Annotated in this window: 17 protein-coding genes; 9 read left to right on the top strand and 8 right to left on the bottom strand. The window is 69.1% G+C overall.

From position 1 onward, the window contains the following. The first annotated feature begins 54 nt into the window (after positions 1–54). A complete protein-coding gene (locus IEJ02_RS36470) occupies positions 55–1,545 on the top strand; it encodes a CCA tRNA nucleotidyltransferase (protein ID WP_191068714.1) in 1,491 nt (496 codons plus the stop codon). A 12-nt stretch (positions 1,546–1,557) separates the two neighbouring features. Here IEJ02_RS36470 and IEJ02_RS36465 read toward each other — a convergent pair whose 3' ends face one another. From IEJ02_RS36465 to IEJ02_RS36455, 3 genes are all read right to left on the bottom strand, one after another. After that, on the bottom strand, positions 1,558–2,895 hold the full coding sequence (locus IEJ02_RS36465; RefSeq protein ID WP_191068713.1) for an MFS transporter: 1,338 nt from the start codon (positions 2,893–2,895) through the stop codon (positions 1,558–1,560). 85 nt (positions 2,896–2,980) lie between these two features. Beyond that, positions 2,981–4,063: an inositol-3-phosphate synthase gene (locus IEJ02_RS36460; RefSeq protein WP_191068712.1), complete on the bottom strand. Its 1,083-nt coding sequence runs from the start codon at positions 4,061–4,063 to the stop codon at positions 2,981–2,983. A 49-nt stretch (positions 4,064–4,112) separates the two neighbouring features. Beyond that, positions 4,113–4,823, bottom strand: coding sequence for a PadR family transcriptional regulator (locus IEJ02_RS36455; RefSeq protein WP_191068711.1), 711 nt, complete (start codon positions 4,821–4,823; stop codon positions 4,113–4,115). 357 nt (positions 4,824–5,180) lie between these two features. On the opposite strand from IEJ02_RS36455, the gene IEJ02_RS36450 reads away from it, so the two are divergent. Beyond that, on the top strand, positions 5,181–7,865 hold the full coding sequence (locus IEJ02_RS36450) for a transglycosylase domain-containing protein (protein WP_191068710.1): 2,685 nt from the start codon (positions 5,181–5,183) through the stop codon (positions 7,863–7,865). A 215-nt stretch (positions 7,866–8,080) separates the two neighbouring features. Continuing rightward, the gene (locus tag IEJ02_RS36445) at positions 8,081–9,601 is read left to right on the top strand and encodes a glycosyltransferase family 87 protein (protein WP_191068709.1); all 1,521 of its coding nucleotides are present in this window, start codon (positions 8,081–8,083) and stop codon (positions 9,599–9,601) included. 54 nt (positions 9,602–9,655) lie between these two features. On the opposite strand, the gene IEJ02_RS36440 is transcribed toward IEJ02_RS36445, so the two are convergent. From IEJ02_RS36440 to IEJ02_RS36430, 3 genes are all read right to left on the bottom strand, one after another. Then, positions 9,656–10,687 (bottom strand): alanine racemase, encoded by a 1,032-nt coding sequence (locus IEJ02_RS36440; protein ID WP_191068708.1) that lies wholly within the window; start codon positions 10,685–10,687, stop codon positions 9,656–9,658. A gap of 66 nt (positions 10,688–10,753) precedes the next feature. After that, on the bottom strand, positions 10,754–11,872 hold the full coding sequence (locus IEJ02_RS36435) for a lipid II:glycine glycyltransferase FemX (RefSeq protein WP_137978694.1): 1,119 nt from the start codon (positions 11,870–11,872) through the stop codon (positions 10,754–10,756). A 118-nt stretch (positions 11,873–11,990) separates the two neighbouring features. Continuing rightward, the gene (locus IEJ02_RS36430) at positions 11,991–12,308 is read right to left on the bottom strand and encodes a hypothetical protein (RefSeq protein ID WP_137978693.1); all 318 of its coding nucleotides are present in this window, start codon (positions 12,306–12,308) and stop codon (positions 11,991–11,993) included. Between the two features lie 229 nt (positions 12,309–12,537). Between IEJ02_RS36430 and rpsF the strand changes: the two genes are divergently transcribed. The 4 genes from rpsF to rplI all read left to right on the top strand — a co-directional run bounded on the left by rpsF (position 12,538) and on the right by rplI (position 14,280). Further along, on the top strand, positions 12,538–12,828 hold the full coding sequence (gene rpsF / locus IEJ02_RS36425) for a 30S ribosomal protein S6 (protein WP_030827724.1): 291 nt from the start codon (positions 12,538–12,540) through the stop codon (positions 12,826–12,828). 83 nt (positions 12,829–12,911) lie between these two features. Beyond that, positions 12,912–13,493 carry a single-stranded DNA-binding protein gene (locus tag IEJ02_RS36420; RefSeq protein ID WP_137978692.1) on the top strand — a complete coding sequence of 194 codons (582 nt, stop codon included), beginning with the start codon at positions 12,912–12,914 and terminating at the stop codon, positions 13,491–13,493. Between the two features lie 85 nt (positions 13,494–13,578). Beyond that, positions 13,579–13,815 (top strand): 30S ribosomal protein S18, encoded by a 237-nt coding sequence (rpsR, locus tag IEJ02_RS36415; RefSeq protein WP_003978893.1) that lies wholly within the window; start codon positions 13,579–13,581, stop codon positions 13,813–13,815. An 18-nt stretch (positions 13,816–13,833) separates the two neighbouring features. Beyond that, a complete protein-coding gene (gene rplI, locus IEJ02_RS36410; RefSeq protein WP_137978691.1) occupies positions 13,834–14,280 on the top strand; it encodes a 50S ribosomal protein L9 in 447 nt (148 codons plus the stop codon). A 153-nt stretch (positions 14,281–14,433) separates the two neighbouring features. Here rplI and IEJ02_RS36405 read toward each other — a convergent pair whose 3' ends face one another. Next, a complete protein-coding gene (locus IEJ02_RS36405) occupies positions 14,434–15,774 on the bottom strand; it encodes an MATE family efflux transporter (protein ID WP_191068707.1) in 1,341 nt (446 codons plus the stop codon). Between the two features lie 460 nt (positions 15,775–16,234). Between IEJ02_RS36405 and dnaB the strand changes: the two genes are divergently transcribed. After that, complete coding sequence (dnaB, locus tag IEJ02_RS36400; RefSeq protein WP_137978689.1) at positions 16,235–17,713, top strand: replicative DNA helicase; 1,479 nt, start codon at positions 16,235–16,237, stop codon at positions 17,711–17,713. 86 nt (positions 17,714–17,799) lie between these two features. Beyond that, positions 17,800–18,402, top strand: coding sequence for a class I SAM-dependent methyltransferase (locus IEJ02_RS36395; RefSeq protein ID WP_191068706.1), 603 nt, complete (start codon positions 17,800–17,802; stop codon positions 18,400–18,402). Between the two features lie 22 nt (positions 18,403–18,424). Here IEJ02_RS36395 and def read toward each other — a convergent pair whose 3' ends face one another. Continuing rightward, positions 18,425–19,063, bottom strand: a complete 639-nt coding sequence (gene def, locus IEJ02_RS36390) for a peptide deformylase (RefSeq protein WP_191068705.1) — start codon at positions 19,061–19,063, stop codon at positions 18,425–18,427. Between the last annotated feature and the right edge of the window lie 19 nt (positions 19,064–19,082).

Raw genomic sequence — 19,082 nt, 5'->3', positions numbered from 1 at the left:
GCCCCCCTCGGGGGTGGACTCTCGGGGGCGCGCGGCCACGTACCCTGTTCTGTTGTGCCGAACGCCAACAATGACAGCCGATCCCCGCAGTCGCCCAACGAGCTCAGCCAGGTGCAGCGCCGCGCCGTGGGCGAACTCCTGCGGGTCTCTCCCGTTGCCGACGATCTTGCCCGTCGTTTCCAGCAGGCCGGTTTCCGCCTGGCCCTGGTCGGCGGCTCGGTACGGGACGCGCTGCTCGGCCGGCTCGGTAACGATCTGGATTTCACCACGGACGCGCGGCCGGAGGAGGTACTGAAGATCGTACGGCCCTGGGCGGACGCGGTCTGGGACGTCGGCATCGCCTTCGGTACGGTCGGCTGCCGCAAGGGCATGTCCCCCGGAAGCGGGTCGGATCAAAGCTTCCAGATCGAAATCACCACTTATCGGTCAGAAGCCTATGACCGGACATCTCGGAAGCCCGAGGTGTCGTACGGCGACTCCATCGAGGAGGACCTGGTCCGTCGGGACTTCACGGTCAACGCGATGGCGGTGGCGCTTCCACAGAAGGAGTTCATCGACCCGCACCACGGTCTGGAAGATCTCGCCGCCCGGGTGCTGCGCACCCCGGGGACGCCCGAGGAGTCCTTCTCCGACGATCCGCTGCGGATGATGCGTGCCGCGCGCTTCGCGGCGCAGCTCGACTTCGAGGTGGCCCCCGAGGTGGTCGCCGCGATGACGGCGATGGCCGAGCGCATCGACATCGTCTCGGCGGAGCGGGTGCGTGATGAGCTCAACAAGCTCGTCCTGTCCGACCACCCCCGCAAGGGGCTGCGGCTGCTGGTGGAGACGGGGCTCGCCGACCGCGTCCTGCCGGAGCTTCCGGCGCTGCGCCTGGAGCGCGATGAGCACCACCGCCACAAGGATGTCTATGAGCACTCGCTGACGGTGCTGGACCAGGCCATCGACCTGGAGACCGAGGGCCCCGATCTGACGCTGCGGCTGGCCGCGCTGCTGCATGACATCGGCAAGCCCAAGACGCGCCGCTTCGAGAAGGACGGCCGGGTCTCCTTCCACCACCACGAGGTGGTGGGGGCGAAGATGACCAAGTACCGGATGACGAAGCTCAAGTACTCCAATGAGCTGATCAAGGATGTCTCCCGCCTGGTCGAGCTGCATCTGCGCTTTCACGGCTATGGCACGGGGGAATGGACCGACTCCGCGGTCCGCCGCTATGTCCGTGACGCCGGGCCGCTGCTGGACCGGCTGCACAAGCTGACCCGCTCGGACTGCACCACGCGCAATCGGCGGAAGGCGATGGCGCTCTCGCGTGCGTACGACGGCCTCGAGGAGCGCATCGCCCGGCTGCAGGAGCAGGAAGAACTGGATGCGATCCGCCCGGATCTGGACGGCAACGAGATCATGAAGATCCTCGGCATCCCCCCGGGGCCGCAGGTCGGCAAGGCGTACAAGCATCTGCTGGAGCTGCGGCTGGAGCACGGCCCGATGGAGCGGGACGCCGCGATCGCCGCGCTCCAGGAGTGGTGGGAAGCTCAGCCGGAGGGCTGAGCCCCCGCTCCCTCACGTTTCACGTGAAACATCGACCCGCTTGGCGCTCCGTCGGTCATGTTTCACGTGAAACCTCACCAGGAGTGCGGTGGCCGCGTAGAGCAGCGCCACACAGATCAGCAGTGCGGCCGACCTGCCGTCCGGTGGCAGTATCACCGCGGCGACCGCCGCGGCTCCCACGAAGGCGACATTGAACAGCACGTCATAGAGGGAGAAGATCCGCCCGCGGAAGTCATCGGCGATGGCGGACTGCACCACGGTGTCGGTGGCGATCTTCGCGCCCTGGGTGACCAGCCCGAGGATGAACGCGGCGATCAGCATGGGAGCGGGCTCGAAGGGCAGCCCGAGCCCCGGCTCCAGGAGGGTCGCGCTCCCCGCGCACACCATCACCCAGGAGAGTCGGCCGTCCGGCCGGGAGGGCGTACGGGCCCCGAGCCGGGCCACCGCCCACGGTGTGATCACCGCCGCCGCGAAGAAGCCCGCGCCCGAGACGCCGACGGCCAGCCCCAGCAGCGCGAGCCCCTGGGACTCGGTGTCGGCCCATGCGTAGCGGCAGAGCATCAGCACCGTCACCGTGAGCGCGCCGTAGCAGAAGCGCATCAGCGTCATCGCGGTCAGCGCCACGGTGGGATCCCGGCGCTCCAGAAGATGGCGTACGCCCGCGACCAGACCCCGCGCGGTGCTCATCAGGGCCGCGGAGAGACGGGGCTGAAGGGCCGCGGGATCCGGCCCCAGCAGACCCGGTGCCATCAGCAGGGCCGTGAGCCCGGCGATGAGATAGAGCGCGGCGCCCACCAGGACCACCAGCGCGTCCGAGGAGGTGCCTCCCGGGCCCGACAGCCGGACGATGAAGGCGAGGCTGCCCCCTGCCGTGGCGGCGAGCGTTCCGGCGGTGGGCGAGAGGGAGTTGGCCATGACCAGACGCTCCTGGCTGTCCACGACCCGGGGCAGGGCCGCCGAAAGCCCGGCCAGCACAAAGCGGTTGACGGCCGTCACCGACAGGGCCGAGACGTAGAAGAGCCACTCCGGCACCTGGCCCAGCACCAGCACGGCGGTTCCGGCGGCCAGCCCCGAGCGCAGCAGATTGCCGTAGAGCAGCACCTGCCGCCGGCGCCAGCGGTCCAGCAGCACTCCGGCGAAGGGGCCCAGCAGGGAATAGGGGAGCAGTAGAACGGCCATGGCGGAGGCGATGGCCGCGGCGGAGGTCTCCTTCTCCGGGGAGAAGACCACATAGGTGGCGAGCGCCACCTGGTAGACGCCGTCGGCCGACTGGGACAGCAGCCGGATGGCCAGGAGGCGGCGGAAGTCCCGCAGTTGCAGCAGTACGCGGAGATCACGCACAACAGGCATGGCGTCAGCCTCACACACCACACGGGCCTCCGGGTGTATTACCCGGAGGCCCGTGATCACGCGGCGGGAATCAGCGCATGGCGCTTCAGCGCTCGACCTCGCCCCTGATGAACTTCTCCACGTTCTCCCGCGCCTCGTTGTCGAAGTACTGCACCGGCGGCGACTTCATGAAGTACGAGGAGGCCGAGAGGATCGGGCCGCCGATGCCGCGGTCCTTGGCGATCTTGGCGGCGCGCAGCGCGTCGATGATGACACCCGCGGAGTTCGGGGAGTCCCACACCTCGAGCTTGTACTCCAGGTTCAGCGGGACGTCGCCGAACGCGCGGCCCTCCAGGCGGACATAGGCCCACTTGCGGTCGTCCAGCCAGGCCACGTAGTCCGAGGGGCCGATGTGGACGTTGTCGGCGCCCAGCTCGCGGTCGGGGATCTGCGAGGTGACGGCCTGGGTCTTGGAGATCTTCTTGGACTCCAGGCGCTCCCGCTCGAGCATGTTCTTGAAGTCCATGTTGCCGCCGACGTTCAGCTGCATGGTGCGGTCCAGGATGACGCCCCGGTCCTCGAACAGCTTGGCCATCACGCGGTGCGTGATGGTCGCGCCGACCTGCGACTTGATGTCGTCACCGACGATCGGTACCCCGGCCTCGGTGAACTTGTCCGCCCACTCCTTGGTGCCGGCGATGAAGACCGGGAGCGCGTTGACGAAGGCGACCTTCGCGTCGATGGCGCACTGGGCGTAGTACTTGGCGGCGTCCTCGGAGCCGACCGGGAGGTAGCAGACCAGAACGTCGACCCGCTTGTCCTTGAGGACCTGGACGACATCGACCGGGGTCTCGTCGGACTCGTCGATGGTCTGGCGGTAGTACTTGCCGAGTCCGTCGAGCGTGTGGCCGCGCTGGACCGTGACACCGGTCGTCGGCACGTCGCAGATCTTGATGGTGTTGTTCTCGCTGGCGCCGATGGCGTCCGCGAGGTCCAGGCCGACCTTCTTCGCGTCCACGTCGAAGGCGGCCACGAACTCCACGTCCTTCACGTGGTAGTCGCCGAACTGCACGTGCATCAGACCCGGCACGCGGGTGTCCGGGTCGGCGTCCTTGTAGTACTCGACGCCCTGCACCAGCGAGGCGGCGCAGTTGCCCACGCCGACGATGGCTACACGAACCGAACCCATTCCGGTTGCTCCCTGTGTGTACTGGACGAGGCCCCGCGGATGCCGGGCCTCACTTGGCGGTGTCATCGGACGGATCCGGCCGGGAACCACCCCGGTGCCGGGGCGGGCCGTCCGCATCTTCTGACTGGTCCTGCTGTGGCGGCCGGTCCTCGTCCCGCTCGGTCGTCCGGTCCTGCCCGGCGGTGCCGTCGCGCCGATCGCGTCCGGCCCGCTCGCTCTCGATCAGCTCGTTCAACCAGCGCACCTCGCGCTCCACCGACTCCATACCGTGTCGCTGCAGCTCGAGGGTGTAGTCGTCCAGGCGCTCGCGGGTGCGGGCCATGGCGGCGCGCATCTTGTCCAGGCGCTCCTCCAGGCGGCTGCGCCGCCCCTCCAGCACCCGCATCCGAACGTCTCGTGACGTCTGGCCGAAGAAGGCGAACCGAACGCCGAAGTGCTCGTCCTCCCAGGCGTCCGGCCCGGTGTGGGAGAGCAGCTCCTCGAACCGCTCCTTCCCCGCCGCCGTGAGCCGGTAGACGATCTTCGCCCGGCGGCCGGAGAGGGGCGCCGCGAGAGCGTCCTGGGAGGCGCTGCCGGATTCCTCGATCAACCAGCCGTTGGCGACCAGCGTCTTGAGGCAGGGATAGAGGCTGCCGTAGCTGAACGCGCGGAACACCCCGAGTGAGGTGTTGAGCCGCTTCCGCAGCTCGTATCCGTGCATCGGCGACTCGCGCAGCAGGCCGAGGACGGCGAACTCCAGGACGCCTGAGCGTCTGCTCATTCCCCGCCTCCCCTCTCCTCCGGGCCCGCTATGTCGAGCTGATGTATCGACTCGATACATCCAGACGATAGAACCGTGCTCGGGATGGGACAAGAGGGACCACGGTGAACGCCGTCACATCATCAATTCGTGGCACTCAATCTGACGGTTATGGAGCGAAGGTGGCGGCTGGGCGGGTTTTGACCGTGCGTACTCTGTTCGCCATGCAGACCTATGGGAACCAAGTGACGCCGAGATGCGTCCTCGTCCCGGATGCAGTGCGTCCGGTTGCCTGGTGCGACCGGATCGCACATTGGGGGGACCGGAAGCCATCTGCCGCTTTCAGGCGATAGCGCCTGCCCGAGGAGAAGTCGTTCCATGAGCGAGCACCGTCGCAAGCCGCCGCAACCCCAAGGCGGCGGACGAGCAGCGGCCCGGCGAGCCGGACAGCAGTCGTCCGGCCGCCGCGCAGCACCTACGCACAACGCCGCAGCCGGGTCGGGCGCCACCCCCGAGGGGGAAGAGCGTCCTTACGGCGGCCGTGCGGCGGCCCGCCGCGCCGCCCAACGTGGCGGTGGCCGGAGACGAGTATCCGAGTCGAGCGCGGCCGGCGCGGGCTCCGGCGGTCGCGGAGGCGGCCGACGGGGGACGGGCGGCGGCCGCGGACGTGGCTCGGGGGGCGATGGGCACCCCGGCAAGAAGCGCTTCATCGACTACCCGCGCGCTGGGCGGTCGGGTTTCCGGCGCTGGGTTCCGTCCTGGAGGCTGGTGACGGGAACCTTCATCTTCTTCTTCGCGGTGCTGCTCGGCGCCGTCGGCATAGGGCTGTGGCTGGTGGAAGTGCCGACCGCCCAGGCCGCGTCCCAGACCCAGAAGAACGTCTACTACTGGGCGGACGGCAAGCAGATGGTGGTCTCCGGCGGTGGCGACCTCAACCGCCAGATCGTCCCCCTCAGCAAGATCCCCAAGTCCATGCAGAACGCGGTGATCTCCGCGGAGAACGCCAGCTTCTACGACGACAGCGGCGTCGACCCGATGGGTATCGCCCGCGCGGTCGTCAACATGGCGAAGGGTGGAGCGACCCAGAGTGGTTCGACCATCACCCAGCAGTTCGTGAAGAACACCTACCTCGACCAGTCACAGACGCTCACGCGTAAGGTCAAGGAGCTGTTCATCTCCATAAAGGTGGGCGCGACCAAGGACAAGGACTACATCCTCGGGAGCTATCTGAACACCGCGTACTACGGACGCGGTGCCTACGGCTGCCAGGCGGCCGCCCGCGCCTACTACGACCGGGACTGCGCGGACCTGACGCCCAGCCAGAGCGCCTTCCTGGCCTCGACGCTCAACGGCCCCAACCTCTACGACCCCAACGGCGGCTACGGCGCCGCCGCCACCAAGGAGGCCAACACCAAGCGGGCCAAGCAGCGCTGGGAGTGGATCCTGCGGCGCGAGGTCGCCGTGCACAGGATGCCCAGGGCGGAGGCCCAGAAGTGGATCGCCAAGGGTTTCCCGATGCCGCAGAACCCGAAGGTGGCCACGAACAAGCAGGGCCAGATCGGCTACCTGACCGACCTCGCCGACAACTACATCATCGCCAACACCGGCATCAGCAAGTCAAAACTGGACAAGGGTGGCTATCAGATCCACACCACCTTCGACCGGAAGAAGATCAGTGAGCTGACCCGGGCGGTCGAGAAGGTCTCCAAGGAGAACATCAAGCCGAAACAGCGCGACGTGGACAAGTACGTCCAGTTCGGCGGCGCCTCGGTGGAGCCCAAGACCGGCAAGATCCTGGCCATCTACGGCGGCAAGAACGCGCTGGAGCACTACCGCAACAACGCCGACTACACCGGTGTCCAGGTGGGCTCGACCTTCAAGCCCTTCGTGATGGCCGCCGCGATGACCAATGGCGTCCGGGATCCGAAGGGCCCACGGGAGCAACCCGATTCCGAGCGCACCCTGGTCTCGCCGAGCAGTGTCTACAACGGTGACAACAAGGTGACCCTGCGGGACTACGACGGCACCGTCTGGCACGACAAGGACGGCAAGGAGTGGCACCAGCGCAACGACGGTGACGAGGACAAGGGCCCGATCAGCCTGCGCACCGCGATGCAGTACTCGGTGAACACCCCGTTCATCCAGCTGGGCATGGACGTCGGCACCGACAAGGTGCGGGACGCGGCCCTGGCCGCGGGCCTCAGCAAGGAGCAGTTGGCCTCGATCACCCCGACGTTCTCGCTCGGCACCTCGGCGCCCAGCGCCATCCGGCTCGCCGGGGCGTACGCCACCTTCGCGGCCAGCGGTCAGCAGGCCGAGCCGTACTCGGTGGAGCGGGTCGAGGACAAGAACGGCCCGGTCTACAACCACAAGCAGGACGCCGAGCTCAAGCGGGCGTTCGACTCGAACGTGGCGAACAACGTCACCGACGTCCTGGAGAACGTGGTCCAGCGCGGCACCGGCACCTCGGCGAAGATCGGCCGTCCGGTCGCGGGCAAGACCGGAACCACCGACGAGAACAAGTCGGCCTGGTTCTCCGGCTACACCCCGCAGCTGTCCACGGCGATCGGCATGTGGCGGGTGGACGACCAGGCCAAGAGCCAGAAGTTCCTGTCCATGCGCGGTGTGGGCGGCCAGGAGACGATCCACGGTGCGTCGTTCCCGGCGGAGATCTGGGCCGACTACATGCGCGGTGCCCTGAAGGGCGTGCCGGTCAAGGACTTCCCCGCGGCCACCCCGATCGGGCAGAAGGTCTTCGGCGAGGACGCCAGCCCGAGCCCGACCCAGACGACGGAGAAGCCGTCCGAGTCCCCGTCGGAGTCGCCTTCGGAATCTCCGTCGGAGTCCCCCTCGGAGTCGCCGTCCGGCAGCCCGACCCCGACGGACACCTGTGACCCGCTGGACCTGAACTGCCAGGACAACGGCGGCAACGGCAACGGCGGCAACCAGAACGGCGGCGCGAACGGCGGTCCGGGAGGCCCGTCCACATCGCCGACCACGGAGGACCCGGGCGGCCCCGGTGGCATATTCGGCGGCCCGTCCGGGACCCGCAGGAAGGAATAGCACGCGGTCCCGTACGACCCGTCCACCCTCGCCGGCCGCGCCGGAGCGAACCCGCTCCGGCGCGGCCGGCGCCGTTCCGGGCCCTGGACGGCTCTCTGCGCCTCTGGCACACCTCTCCCCGGCCCCAGGGACCGCCGGGGCGTCCGCGGCGCACTCAGCGGCCGCTGGGCCGGTCCTGGCTCCTCCGGCGGGGCTCGTACGGCAGGATGGGGGCCATGAGCGTGCGCGAGGACCCACAGGCCCAGCCCGTACGGCCGACCGCCGAGGACCCGGTGGCCGCGGCCGGCAGCGAGCTGATCGGTGGGCCGACCGGGCGCCGGGCCCTGCTGGGCACGAGCTGGTGGACCCCGGTGCGGATCGTGGCGATCGTCGCCATCGGCATGTTCGCCCTGGGCATGGTGCAGAAGCTGCCCTGCTACGACGGCGGCTGGTTCTACGGGGCCACCGCCCAGTACACCCACGCCTGCTACTCCGACATACCGCACCTCTACAACGGCCGCGGCTTCGCCCTCGACCTCGTCCCGTACTTCGACCGCATACCGGACAACGTCTCGGGCGGGATGCAGTACCTGGAGTATCCGGTCCTCACCGGCCTCTTCATGGAGGTCGCCTCCTGGATGACCCCGCACGGCGGCTCCATCCAGGACCGCGAGCAGATCTACTGGCTGGTCAACGCGGGCATGCTGATGGTCTGCACCGCGGTCATCGCGGTCTGTGTGGCCCGTACGCACCGCCGCCGCCCCTGGGACGCGCTGCTGGTCGCCCTCGCCCCCGCCTTCGCGCTCACGGCCACCATCAACTGGGACCTGTTCGCCGTCGCCCTTACGGCCGCCGCCCTGCTGATGTGGTCCCGCAGCCGCCCGCTGGCCGCCGGTGTGCTGCTGGGGCTCGCGACGGCCGCCAAGCTCTACCCAGGGCTGCTGCTCGGTCCGCTGCTGGTGCTCTGCCTGCGGGCGGGGCGGCTGCGGGCCTTCTGGACGACCGCGGGCGGAGCCCTGGCCGCCTGGCTCGTGGTGAACCTCCCCGTGATGATCAGTACGCAGGGCGGACCGCACATCCGCGACGGCTGGAAGACGTTCTACACCTTCAGCCAGGAGCGCCCCGTGGACTTCGGCTCGGTGTGGCTGATCATCTCCCAGCGCACCGGGAACCCCCTGGAGGACGTCAANTCCCAGCGCACCGGGAACCCCCTGGAGGACGTCAACACCTACGGCACCGTGCTGATGGCCCTGGCCTGCCTCGGGGTGGCGGCGCTCGCCCTGTGCGCCCCGCGCCGTCCGCGCCTGGCCCAGCTGTCCTTCCTGATCGTCGCGGCGTTCGTGCTCACCAACAAGGTCTACTCACCGCAGTACGTGCTGTGGCTGATCCCGCTGGCCGCACTGGCCAGGCCGCGCTGGCGGGACTTCCTGGTCTGGCAGGCGTGCGAGGTCATGTACTTCCTGGGGATCTGGATGTACCTCGCGTACACGGGCAGCGGCGACCAGCACCGGGGGCTGCCCGCGGAGGGCTATCAGCTGGCGATCGCCGTGCATCTGCTGGGGACGCTGTATCTGTGCGCCCTGATCGTCCGGGACGCGCTGGTGCCGGAGCGGGACCCGGTGCGCCGGGACGGGTCGGACGACCCCGGGGGAGGCGTGCTGGACCGGGCCCCGGACGCGTTCGTGCTGGGAGAGGCGCGGCGCGCGTCCCGCTATGAGGGCGCGGCGCTGGTGGACTGGGGCGTCCACCGGGAGTGAGCCCCGGACGGGAGCCCCTCCCGGCGGTGCGGAACTCCTCCCGGCGGCGTGGGTTCAGCGGTCGAGCAGCCGGTCGAACTGGGTCGTGGTGTGCCGCAGATGCGCCACCAGCTCATCCCCCACCTGGGGTGCCTGGACGTCACTGGGCACGAACAGGATGGACACCTGCATGTGCGGCGGCTCGGCGAACCACCGCTGCTTGCCCGCCCACACGAACGGCGAGAGGTTGCGGTTGACGGTCGCCAGACCGGCGCGGGCGACCCCCTTGGCGCGGGGCATCACCCCGTGCAGCGCCTTGGGCGCCTCCAGACCGACGCCGTGGGAGGTGCCGCCCGCGACCACGACCAGATGGCCGTCGGAGGCGGCCTTCTGCTGGCGGTAGCCGAAGCGGTCGCCCTTCGAGACCCGGGTGACGTCGAGCACCGAGCCCCGGTACTCCGTCGAGTCGTGGTCGCCCAGCCACAGCCGGGTGCCGATCCGCGCCCGGAAGCGGGTCTGCGGGAACTGCTGCTGCAGCCGGGCCAGTTCCTCGGCCTTGAGGTGGCTGACGAACATGGTGTGCAGCGGCAGGCGCGCCGCCCGCAGCCGGTCCATCCAGGCGATGACCTCCTCGACCGCGTCCAGGCCGTCGGTGCGGTCGAGCGGGAGGTGGATGGCGAACCCCTCCAGCCGGACGTTCTCTATCGCCGCGTGCAGCTTGGGCAGGTCCTCCTCGGTGACGCCGTGCCGCTTCATGCTGCTCATGACCTCGATGACCACGCGCGCGTTCACCAGGCCGTAGACGCCGTCGACCGACGAGACCGAACGGATCACCCGGTCCGGCAGCGGCACCGGCTCCTCACCGCGGCGGAAGGGGGTGAGCACCAGCAGGTCACCGCTGAAGAAGTCCTTCATCCGGGCGGCCTCGTACGTGGTCCCGACCGCGAGGATGTCGCTGCCGAAACGGGCGGCTTCCTCGGCCAGCCGCTCATGGCCGAAGCCGTAGCCGTTGCCTTTGCAGACCGGGACTATCCCCGGGAACTGCTGGATCACCGATTGCTGGTGCGCCCGCCAGCGCGCGGTGTCGACATAGAGGGTGAGCGCCATTGGCCGGTCCCGGAACCTTTCTCATAGCCGCGGTGTATTGGAGGTATGGGAGACAGCGAATCGTGGTCAGCGGCGCGACATGTAGATGTCGAGCGCCTTGTGCAGGAGCTTGTTGAGCGGGAAGTCCCACTCGCCGAGGTATTCGGCAGCCTGCCCGCCGGTGCCCACCTTGAACTGGATCAGACCGAAGAGATGATCCGTCTCATCGAGGGAGTCGCTGATGCCGCGCAGGTCATAGACGGTCGCGCCCAGTGCGTAGGCGTCGCGGAGCATCCGCCACTGCATCGCGTTCGAGGGCCGGACCTCGCGCTTGTGGTTGGCGGAGGCGCCGTAGGAGTACCAGACATGGCCGCCGACGATCAGCATCGTGGCGGCGGCCACGGCCTCGTTCTCGTGCATCGCGAAGTACAGCCGCATCCGATTGGGGTCCTCGGTGTTGAGGGCCGTCCACATGCGCTGGAAGTAGCTGAGCGGGCGGGGCCGGAAGTGGTCGCGCTCCGCTGTGATCTCGTAGAGCCGCTGCCACTCGGGCAGATGCTCGTAGCCGCCCTGGACGACCTCGACACCGGCCTTCTCGGCCTTCTTGATGTTGCGGCGCCACAGCTGATTGAAGCCCTTGTGGACATCCTCCAGGGACCGGTTCTCCAGCGGTACCTGGAAGACGTACCGCGGCTGGACGTCACCGAAGCCGGCCCCGCCGTCCTCGCCCTGCTGCCAGCCCATGCGCCGCAGCCGCTCGGCCACCTCGAAGGCGCGCGGCTCGATGAAGGTGGCCTCGACATCGCGCAGCCGCTTGACGTCGGGGTTCTGGATGCCGGACTTGATCGCGGCGGAATCCCAGCGGCGGATGATGACCGGCGGGCCCATCTTCACGGAGAAGGCGCCCTGCTGCTTCAGATGCGCGAGCATCGGACGCAGCCAGTCCTCGAGGTTGGGGGCGTACCAGTTGATGACCGGGCCCTCGGGGAGATAGGCGAGATAGCGCTTGATCTTGGGCAGCTGGCGGTAGAGGACGAGACCGGCGCCGACGAGCTGACCCGTGGCGTCGAACCAGCCGAGGTTCTCCGAGCGCCACTCCGACTTGACGTCAGCCCATGCAGGCACCTGCATGTGGCTTGCCGCCGGCAGGCTCTGGATGTACGCCAGATGCTGCTCTCGGCTGATCGTCCTCAAGGTCAGGCTCATGTGGGGCGCTCCTCGGCAGGTTTGTCCCCAGGGTCGGGGCTCCGGCTCTCGCGCCGAAGCCTACTGCGACCGGGACACGCCCCGTTCGGGCCCGGGGACAACCGGGCTCCGGGCGGGCTCAGCCCAGCACGCCGCCGAAGAGCCCTCCATGCGCCATGCCGAGATAGAAGCCGACCCCGGAGGCACCGAGCCCGATGATCAGCAGGAACCGCTCACCAGTGGTCACGGACCTCAGCTGGCCCCAGGCACCGCTGATCATCCCGATCAGCCCGACCCATGAGCTGACCAGGTGGAGGTGGGGGAAATGAGCCGTGACAAAGGCGATCACGCCGATCACCAGGGTCGCCACGGCGACCGTGTTCTCTACGGGATGCGACTTGCCATCGGTGTCCAGGAAGGTGAACAAGCCGTGGTGGGATCGTGCTGCCTGTGCCATGGGGCACCTCCAGGTAGGCACATAGAGCAAGGCGGCGAACTGTTACGCCGCTCACACCCGATGTGTACAGATTGCGGGCCAAGACGCCCGGATTTCAAGCGGGCGGCCGAAGCCGGGTACTGTGTACCGTCCGCGGTGGTGTCTGCACTGACGCCGAAGCGGATACGCATCACGACCCTCCTGCCACGGAACGACCGTGGCCGCTGAGTCCAAAGGAGGTGGGTTCCACATGCGTCACTACGAGGTGATGGTCATCCTCGACCCCGATCTCGAGGAGCGCGCTGTCTCCCCGCTGATCGAGAACTTCCTTTCCGTCGTCCGTGAGGGCAACGGCAAGGTCGAGAAGGTCGACACCTGGGGCCGTCGTCGTCTCTCGTACGAGATCAAGAAGAAGCCCGAGGGCATCTACTCGGTCATCGACTTGCAGGCCGAGCCCGCGGTCGTCAAGGAGCTCGACCGCCAGCTGAACCTGAACGAGTCGGTCCTCCGGACCAAGGTCCTCCGTCCCGAGACCCACTGACCGCATAAGCGTTCAGCGGTCATCGGGGCCGAATCGCAACGAGTAGCAAGCAGCCCAGCAGTACCCGCCGAGAGGTTCCCCCAATGGCAGGCGAGACCGTCATCACGGTCGTCGGCAATCTCGTCGACGACCCCGAGCTGCGTTTCACCCCGTCCGGTGCGGCGGTCGCGAAGTTCCGCGTCGCGTCCACTCCCCGTACCTTCGACCGGCAGACCAACGAGTGGAAGGACGGCGAGAGCCTCTTCCTCACGTGCTCGGTGTGGCGGCAGGCCGCGGAGAACGTGGCCGAGTCCCTTCAGCGCGGCATGCGCGTCATCGTGCAGGGCCGTCTGAAGCAGCGGTCCTATGAGGACCGCGAGGGGATCAAGCGCACGGTCTATGAGCTGGATGTCGACGAGGTCGGCGCCAGCCTGCGCAACGCCACAGCCAAGGTCACCAAGACCACCGGTCGCGGTGGTCAGGGTGGTTACGGCGGCGGTGGCGGCCAGGGCGGCGGCGGCTGGGGCGGTGGCCCCAGCGGCGGCGGCCAGCAGCAGGGCGGCGGCGCTCCGGCCGACGACCCGTGGGCGACCGGCGCTCCGGCCGGCGGCCAGGGCGGCGGTGGTGGTGGCTGGGGCGGCGGCTCCGGCAACTCCGGGGGCTACTCGGACGAGCCGCCCTTCTAGGCCCGAGGCGTTGTTTCACGTGAAACAGCGCGCGGTCTGGTCAGGGCGACCAGCACACACTTCTTGATCACACTGGAGAGAGACAATGGCGAAGCCGCCTGCTCGCAAGCCGAAGAAGAAGGTTTGCGTGTTCTGCAAGGAGAAGATCTCCTACGTCGACTACAAGGACACGAACCTGCTGCGGAAGTTCATCTCCGACCGCGGCAAGATCCGTGCCCGCCGGGTCACCGGCAACTGCACCCAGCACCAGCGTGACGTCGCCACGGCCGTGAAGAACAGCCGTGAGATGGCGCTGCTGCCCTACACCTCCACCGCGCGATAAGGGAAGGGTGACCGAATCATGAAGATCATCCTCACCCACGAGGTCTCCGGCCTCGGTGCCGCCGGTGACGTCGTGGACGTCAAGGACGGTTACGCCCGTAACTACCTGGTCCCGCGTGGTCTGGCGCTCCGCTGGACCAAGGGCGGCGAGAAGGACGTCGAGCAGATCCGCCGCGGTCGTCGCATCCGCGAGATCGCCACGATCGAGCAGGCCAATGAGGTCAAGGCTCAGCTCGAGGGCGTCAAGGTGCGCCTGAAGACCCGTGCCGGCGACGCCGGTCGGCTCTTCGGCTCCGTCACCCCGGCCGACATCGCCTCGGCGATCAAGGACGCGGGTGGCCCGGAGGTCGACAAGCGCCGCATCGAGGTGTCGGCCCCGATCAAGACCCTGGGCGCGCACCAGGTCTCGGTCCGTCTGCACGCCGAGGTTGCCGCCAAGGTCGGCGTCGAGGTCGTCGCCGCCTGACGACGGCCATGACGGTCGCCGTCGGCACCGTGCACAGCGCACCGGAGGGCCGCACCCTGTTGTGGGGTGCGGCCCTCCGCCATGTCGGCCTTCTGCCGTGCCGGCCTTCCGCTGCCCTCCGCCGTGCCGGGGGCTGACTGGTGGGACCTGGACTCAGCTTCGTACCGCGCCGGTGACGATCCAGCGGCCGGAGCGGGTGCGCAGCCACAGGGTCGTCATCCGGACCGACATCATCAGCGCCATGGTGCACCACAGCGCCGTCAGGCCCCCGCCGAGCGAGGGCACCAGCAGCGCCACCGGGGCGAAGACGGCCAGTGTGGCGATCATCGCCCAGGCCAGATACGGCCCGTCGCCCGCGCCCATCAGCACGCCGTCGAGGACGAAGACCACCCCCGAGACCGGCTGGATGAGGGCCGTGACCAACAGGGCGGGCAGCAGGGCGTCCCGTACCGCGGAATCGGTGGTGAACAGGGGGATGAACAGCGGCCGGGCGGCGACCACCAGCAGGCCCAGCACCACGCCCGAGGCGATGCCCCACCGCACCATGCGACGGCAGGCGGCCCGCGCGCCCTCCTCGTCGCCGGCGCCCAGATAGCGTCCGATGATCGCCTGGCCCGCGATGGCGATGGCGTCCAGGGCGAAGGCCAGCAGGCTCCACAGGGTGAGCACGATCTGGTGGGCGGCGATTTCGGTGTCGCCGAGGCGGGCCGCCACAGCCGTCGCGATCAGCATCACGGCGCGCAGCGAGAGCGTACGGATCAGCAGCGGTGCCCCGGCGTGGGCACAGGCCCTGATTCCCGCGGCATCGGGCCGCAGCGAGGTGCCATGGCGCCGCGCGCCTCGGACGACGACGGCGAGGTAGACGGCGGCCATGGCGTTCTGGGCGATCACCGTGCCCCAGGCCGAGCCCGCGATGCCCAGCCCGGCCCCATAGACCAGGGTGGCGTTCAGCGCGGCGTTGGCCCCGAAGCCGCCGATGGCGACATACAGCGGGGTCCGGGTGTCCTGGAGGCCGCGCAGCACACCGGTGGCCGCGAGGACCACCAGCATCGCGGGGATGCCGAGGGCACTGATCCGCAGATAGGTGATGGCGTAGGGCGCGGCTGTGTCCGAGGCGCCGAAGAGGTCGACGAGGGCGGGGGCGGTGGGAAGGGCGACGGCGATGACGGCGGCGCCGAGCAGCAGGGCCAGCCAGATGCCGTCCATGCCCTGCCGTATCGCCCCGGCGAGGTCGCCCGCGCCGACCCGGCGGGCCACCGCCGCGGTGGTGGCGTAGGCGAGGAAGACGAAGATGTTGACGGCGGTGGCGAGCAGGGCCGCGGCGACGCCGAGACCGGCCAGCTGGGCGGTGCCCAGATGGCCGACGACGGCACTGTCGACCATGACGAAGAGGGGTTCCGCCACGAGTGCGCCGAAGGCGGGAAGCGCGAGTGCGATGATCTCGCGGTCGTGGTGGCGCTGGGTGCTCCGCGCGCTCGTGGGGGCCTGTGTCATGAGGGCAATCTAATCGTCCACAGGTAAGAGACACAAGCTGTCACTGGTCCTTACAAGGCGGCGCGCGGGACGATCTTCTCTGCGCCCTTTGTTGTGATCTTGCGCTGGGGGCGGAAGTTTTTCTTCTGCACAGCCACTGGATAGAGAAACCGCAGGTCAGGCATGGACTCTCGGGGTGATTGTGTGTTTGTCCACAGCACTGTCCCCCGGCCCGTGCACAGGTTCGCGCGACTTACCCACAGGATGGATCCCATCATCCACAGGCCCTGTGGATAACCAAGTTGGCTGGCGGTGCCGACGGGCCTACCGTGGTCCGGCGCCCGCCACCCGATCCGGCCCTGGAACCCCCAGCCTCCGATGCGCCGTGTCCGGAAAGCCGGCCGCTCAGTTGTGTCATAGCCGTGCCCTAAGAAGGACGGGCACGGCGAGGTTCGCTTCGCGGACGGGAGGAGGTGGCGGGGTGAGCGTGCCCGAGCCCATGGACGACCCATGGGCGGACTCCGGCCCGTCCGACCGGTTCCCGTCCCCCCGCTTCCGCCGCGGTGACGGCGGCGGCCGGGGCCGCGACGGCAACGACCGCGACGGAGGCGGCGGCTCCCCCTGGGAAGGCTCCGGCTTCGAGCGCGTTCCGCCCCAGGACCTCGACGCCGAGCAGTCCGTCCTCGGCGGCATGCTGCTCTCCAAGGACGCCATCGCCGACGTGGTGGAGGTCCTCAAGGGCAATGACTTCTACCGGCCCGCCCACGAGACCGTCTACCAGGCCATCCTGGATCTCTACGCCAAGGGCGAGCCGGCCGACCCGATCACCGTCGCCGCCGAGCTGACCAAGCGTGGCGAGATCGCCCGGGTCGGCGGCGCCTCGTATCTCCACACCCTCGTCCAGTCGGTCCCCACCGCCGCCAACGCCGAGTACTACGCGGAGATCGTCCACGAGCGCGCCGTGCTGCGCCGCCTCGTCGAGGCCGGCACCCGCATCACCCAGATGGGATACGCGGCGGACGGGGACGTCGACGAGATCGTCAACAACGCCCAGGCGGAGATCTACGCCGTCACCGAGCAGCGCACTAGCGAGGACTATCTGCCGCTCGGCGACATCATGGAGGGCGCGCTCGACGAGATCGAGGCGATCGGCTCGCGCAGCGGGCAGATGTCCGGCGTGCCCACCGGCTTCACCGACCTGGACTCCCTCACGAACGGGCTGCACCCGGGCCAGATGATCGTCATCGCCGCCCGCCCCGCCATGGGCAAGTCCACCCTGGCCCTCGACTTCGCGCGCGCCTGCTCCATCAAGCACAACATGCCGAGCGTCATCTTCTCCCTGGAGATGGGCCGCAACGAGATCGCCATGCGTCTGCTCTCCGCCGAGGCCCGGGTGGCGCTCCACCACATGCGCTCCGGCAGCATGACCGACGAGGACTGGACCCGGCTGGCCCGGCGGATGCCGGACGTCTCCCAGGCCCCGCTCTACATCGACGACTCCCCGAACCTGTCGATGATGGAGATCCGCGCCAAGTGCCGTCGGCTCAAGCAGCGCAATGACCTCCAGCTGGTCGTCATCGACTACCTCCAGCTGATGCAGTCCGGCGGCGCCCGGCGCCCCGAGAGCCGTCAGCAGGAGGTCTCGGACATGTCGCGAAACCTGAAGCTGCTGGCCAAGGAGCTGGAGGTGCCCGTCATCGCGCTCTCCCAGCTCAACCGAGGCCCCGAGCAGCGCACGGACAAGAAGCCGATGGTCTCGGACCTCCGAGAGAGTGGATCCATCGAGCAGGACGCCGACATGGTCATCCTGCTCCACCGCGAGGACGCCTACGAGAAGGAGTCGCCGCGCGCGGGCGAGGCGGACCTGATCGTGGCCAAGCACCGTAACGGCCCGACGGCCACGATCACGGTCGCCTTCCAGGGCCACTACTCCCGCTTCGTGGACATGGCCCAGACCTGACAGCCGCTGCCTCTGCCTGGCCCGCGCTTTGCCGCTTTCGCAAAGAATTTTGTCAGCTCGTCCTGGGTGGGGGCAGGTTGGCGGGCATGGACACGGAGTTCTGGGACGACATGTATCGCAGCCGCGATCAGCTGTTCAGCGGGGCGCCCAACGGGGTGCTGGTCAGCGAGGTCGCCGAGCTTCCGCCGGGGCAGGCGCTCGATGTGGGGTGTGGGGAGGGTGGCGACGCGGTCTGGCTGGCTCGGCGGGGGTGGCAGGTGACCGCGGTGGACATCTCCCGGGTCGCCTTGGAGCGCGCCGCCGCGGCGGCCGCGGACATCGGGGGCCGGGTGGCGTGGACGCGGGCCGATCTGACCGGCACGCCGCCTCCGGCCGCGGCGTTCGACCTGGTGTCCGTCCAGTACTTTCCGCTCAAGCGCCAGCCGGACCACGGCGCGCTGCATGGCCTGCTGGACGCCGTCGCGCCCGGGGGCACCCTGCTGTTCGCCACGCATGACCTCGCCGATCTGACCCCGCACCCGGAGCAGGGCTTCGACCCGGGGGACTACTACCAGCCCGACGACATCGCCGGGGTGCTCGACGACGGCTGGGCGGTTGTCGTCAACGAAACCCGTCCACGCACCGCCCCCGCCCCCGCCGGCACCCACCACACCCATGACACCGTGCTGCGAGCGCGACGGCTGCGCTAGGCGGTGGCCGGGCGGGGCCGGGTCAGGGCTGGAGCTGGTGGCCCAGGGCCGTCGCCTTCTCCACGCGGCGGGCGAGGACCTCCTCGTGCCGGTCCGCCATCTGCCGCAGCGCGTCCTTGCGGTCGCGCTTGGAGAGCCGGTCGATGTAGAGATGCCCCGAGAGGTGGTCGGCCTCGTGCTGCAGACACCGGGCGAAGTAGCCGGTGCCCTCGATCACCAGCGGGTTGCCGTCCTTGTCGACGCCGCGGACCACGGTGCGGTCGGTGCGCGGTACGTCCATCCGCGCGCCCGGTACGGACAGACAGCCCTCGGCCTCCTCGATGAGCTGCCGGTGGGCCGGGTCGGGCTGGTCGAGGACGGGGTTGATGATGTGGCCGACGTGGCGTACGCCGTGGTCGTCCGGGCAGTCGTAGACGAACAGCCGCAGGTCGACGTCGACCTGATTGGCGGCCAGCCCGGCGCCGTCGGCGATGTACATGGTGAGGAACATGTCGTCGATGAGGGCGCTCAGCTCGGGCGTGCCGAACTCGGTCACCTCGCGGCAGGAGCGGCGGAGCACCTCCTCGCCGACCTCGGTGATCCGGCGCGGGGAACCGCGCCCGGCCTCGGGAGGCAGCGCCGGATAGGAGTCGACGGGTTTCCCCTGCACCAGGACGCGCACCGCTGATCTCACCTTTTCC

It is taken from the genome of Streptomyces sp. 5-10, assembly GCF_014712245.1.
In the GTDB taxonomy this organism is placed as follows: domain Bacteria; phylum Actinomycetota; class Actinomycetes; order Streptomycetales; family Streptomycetaceae; genus Streptomyces; species Streptomyces violaceusniger.
This window is presented reverse-complemented; position numbering and strand designations above follow the sequence as displayed.

Excerpts from the sequence above, each read along its gene's own strand:
- IEJ02_RS36430 (WP_137978693.1), bottom strand. The coding sequence starts at position 12,308 with ATGGCACAGGCAGCACGATCCCACCACGGCTTGTTCACCTTCCTGGAC.
- IEJ02_RS36450 (WP_191068710.1), top strand. The coding sequence starts at position 5,181 with ATGAGCGAGCACCGTCGCAAGCCGCCGCAACCCCAAGGCGGCGGACGA.
- IEJ02_RS36465 (WP_191068713.1), bottom strand. The coding sequence starts at position 2,895 with ATGCCTGTTGTGCGTGATCTCCGCGTACTGCTGCAACTGCGGGACTTC.
- rpsF (WP_030827724.1), top strand. The coding sequence starts at position 12,538 with ATGCGTCACTACGAGGTGATGGTCATCCTCGACCCCGATCTCGAGGAG.
- IEJ02_RS36435 (WP_137978694.1), bottom strand. The coding sequence starts at position 11,872 with ATGAGCCTGACCTTGAGGACGATCAGCCGAGAGCAGCATCTGGCGTAC.
- rpsR (WP_003978893.1), top strand. The coding sequence starts at position 13,579 with ATGGCGAAGCCGCCTGCTCGCAAGCCGAAGAAGAAGGTTTGCGTGTTC.
- IEJ02_RS36455 (WP_191068711.1), bottom strand. The coding sequence starts at position 4,823 with ATGAGCAGACGCTCAGGCGTCCTGGAGTTCGCCGTCCTCGGCCTGCTG.
- rplI (WP_137978691.1), top strand. The coding sequence starts at position 13,834 with ATGAAGATCATCCTCACCCACGAGGTCTCCGGCCTCGGTGCCGCCGGT.
- IEJ02_RS36460 (WP_191068712.1), bottom strand. The coding sequence starts at position 4,063 with ATGGGTTCGGTTCGTGTAGCCATCGTCGGCGTGGGCAACTGCGCCGCC.
- IEJ02_RS36440 (WP_191068708.1), bottom strand. The coding sequence starts at position 10,687 with ATGGCGCTCACCCTCTATGTCGACACCGCGCGCTGGCGGGCGCACCAG.
- IEJ02_RS36405 (WP_191068707.1), bottom strand. The coding sequence starts at position 15,774 with ATGACACAGGCCCCCACGAGCGCGCGGAGCACCCAGCGCCACCACGAC.
- IEJ02_RS36395 (WP_191068706.1), top strand. The coding sequence starts at position 17,800 with ATGGACACGGAGTTCTGGGACGACATGTATCGCAGCCGCGATCAGCTG.
- IEJ02_RS36420 (WP_137978692.1), top strand. The coding sequence starts at position 12,912 with ATGGCAGGCGAGACCGTCATCACGGTCGTCGGCAATCTCGTCGACGAC.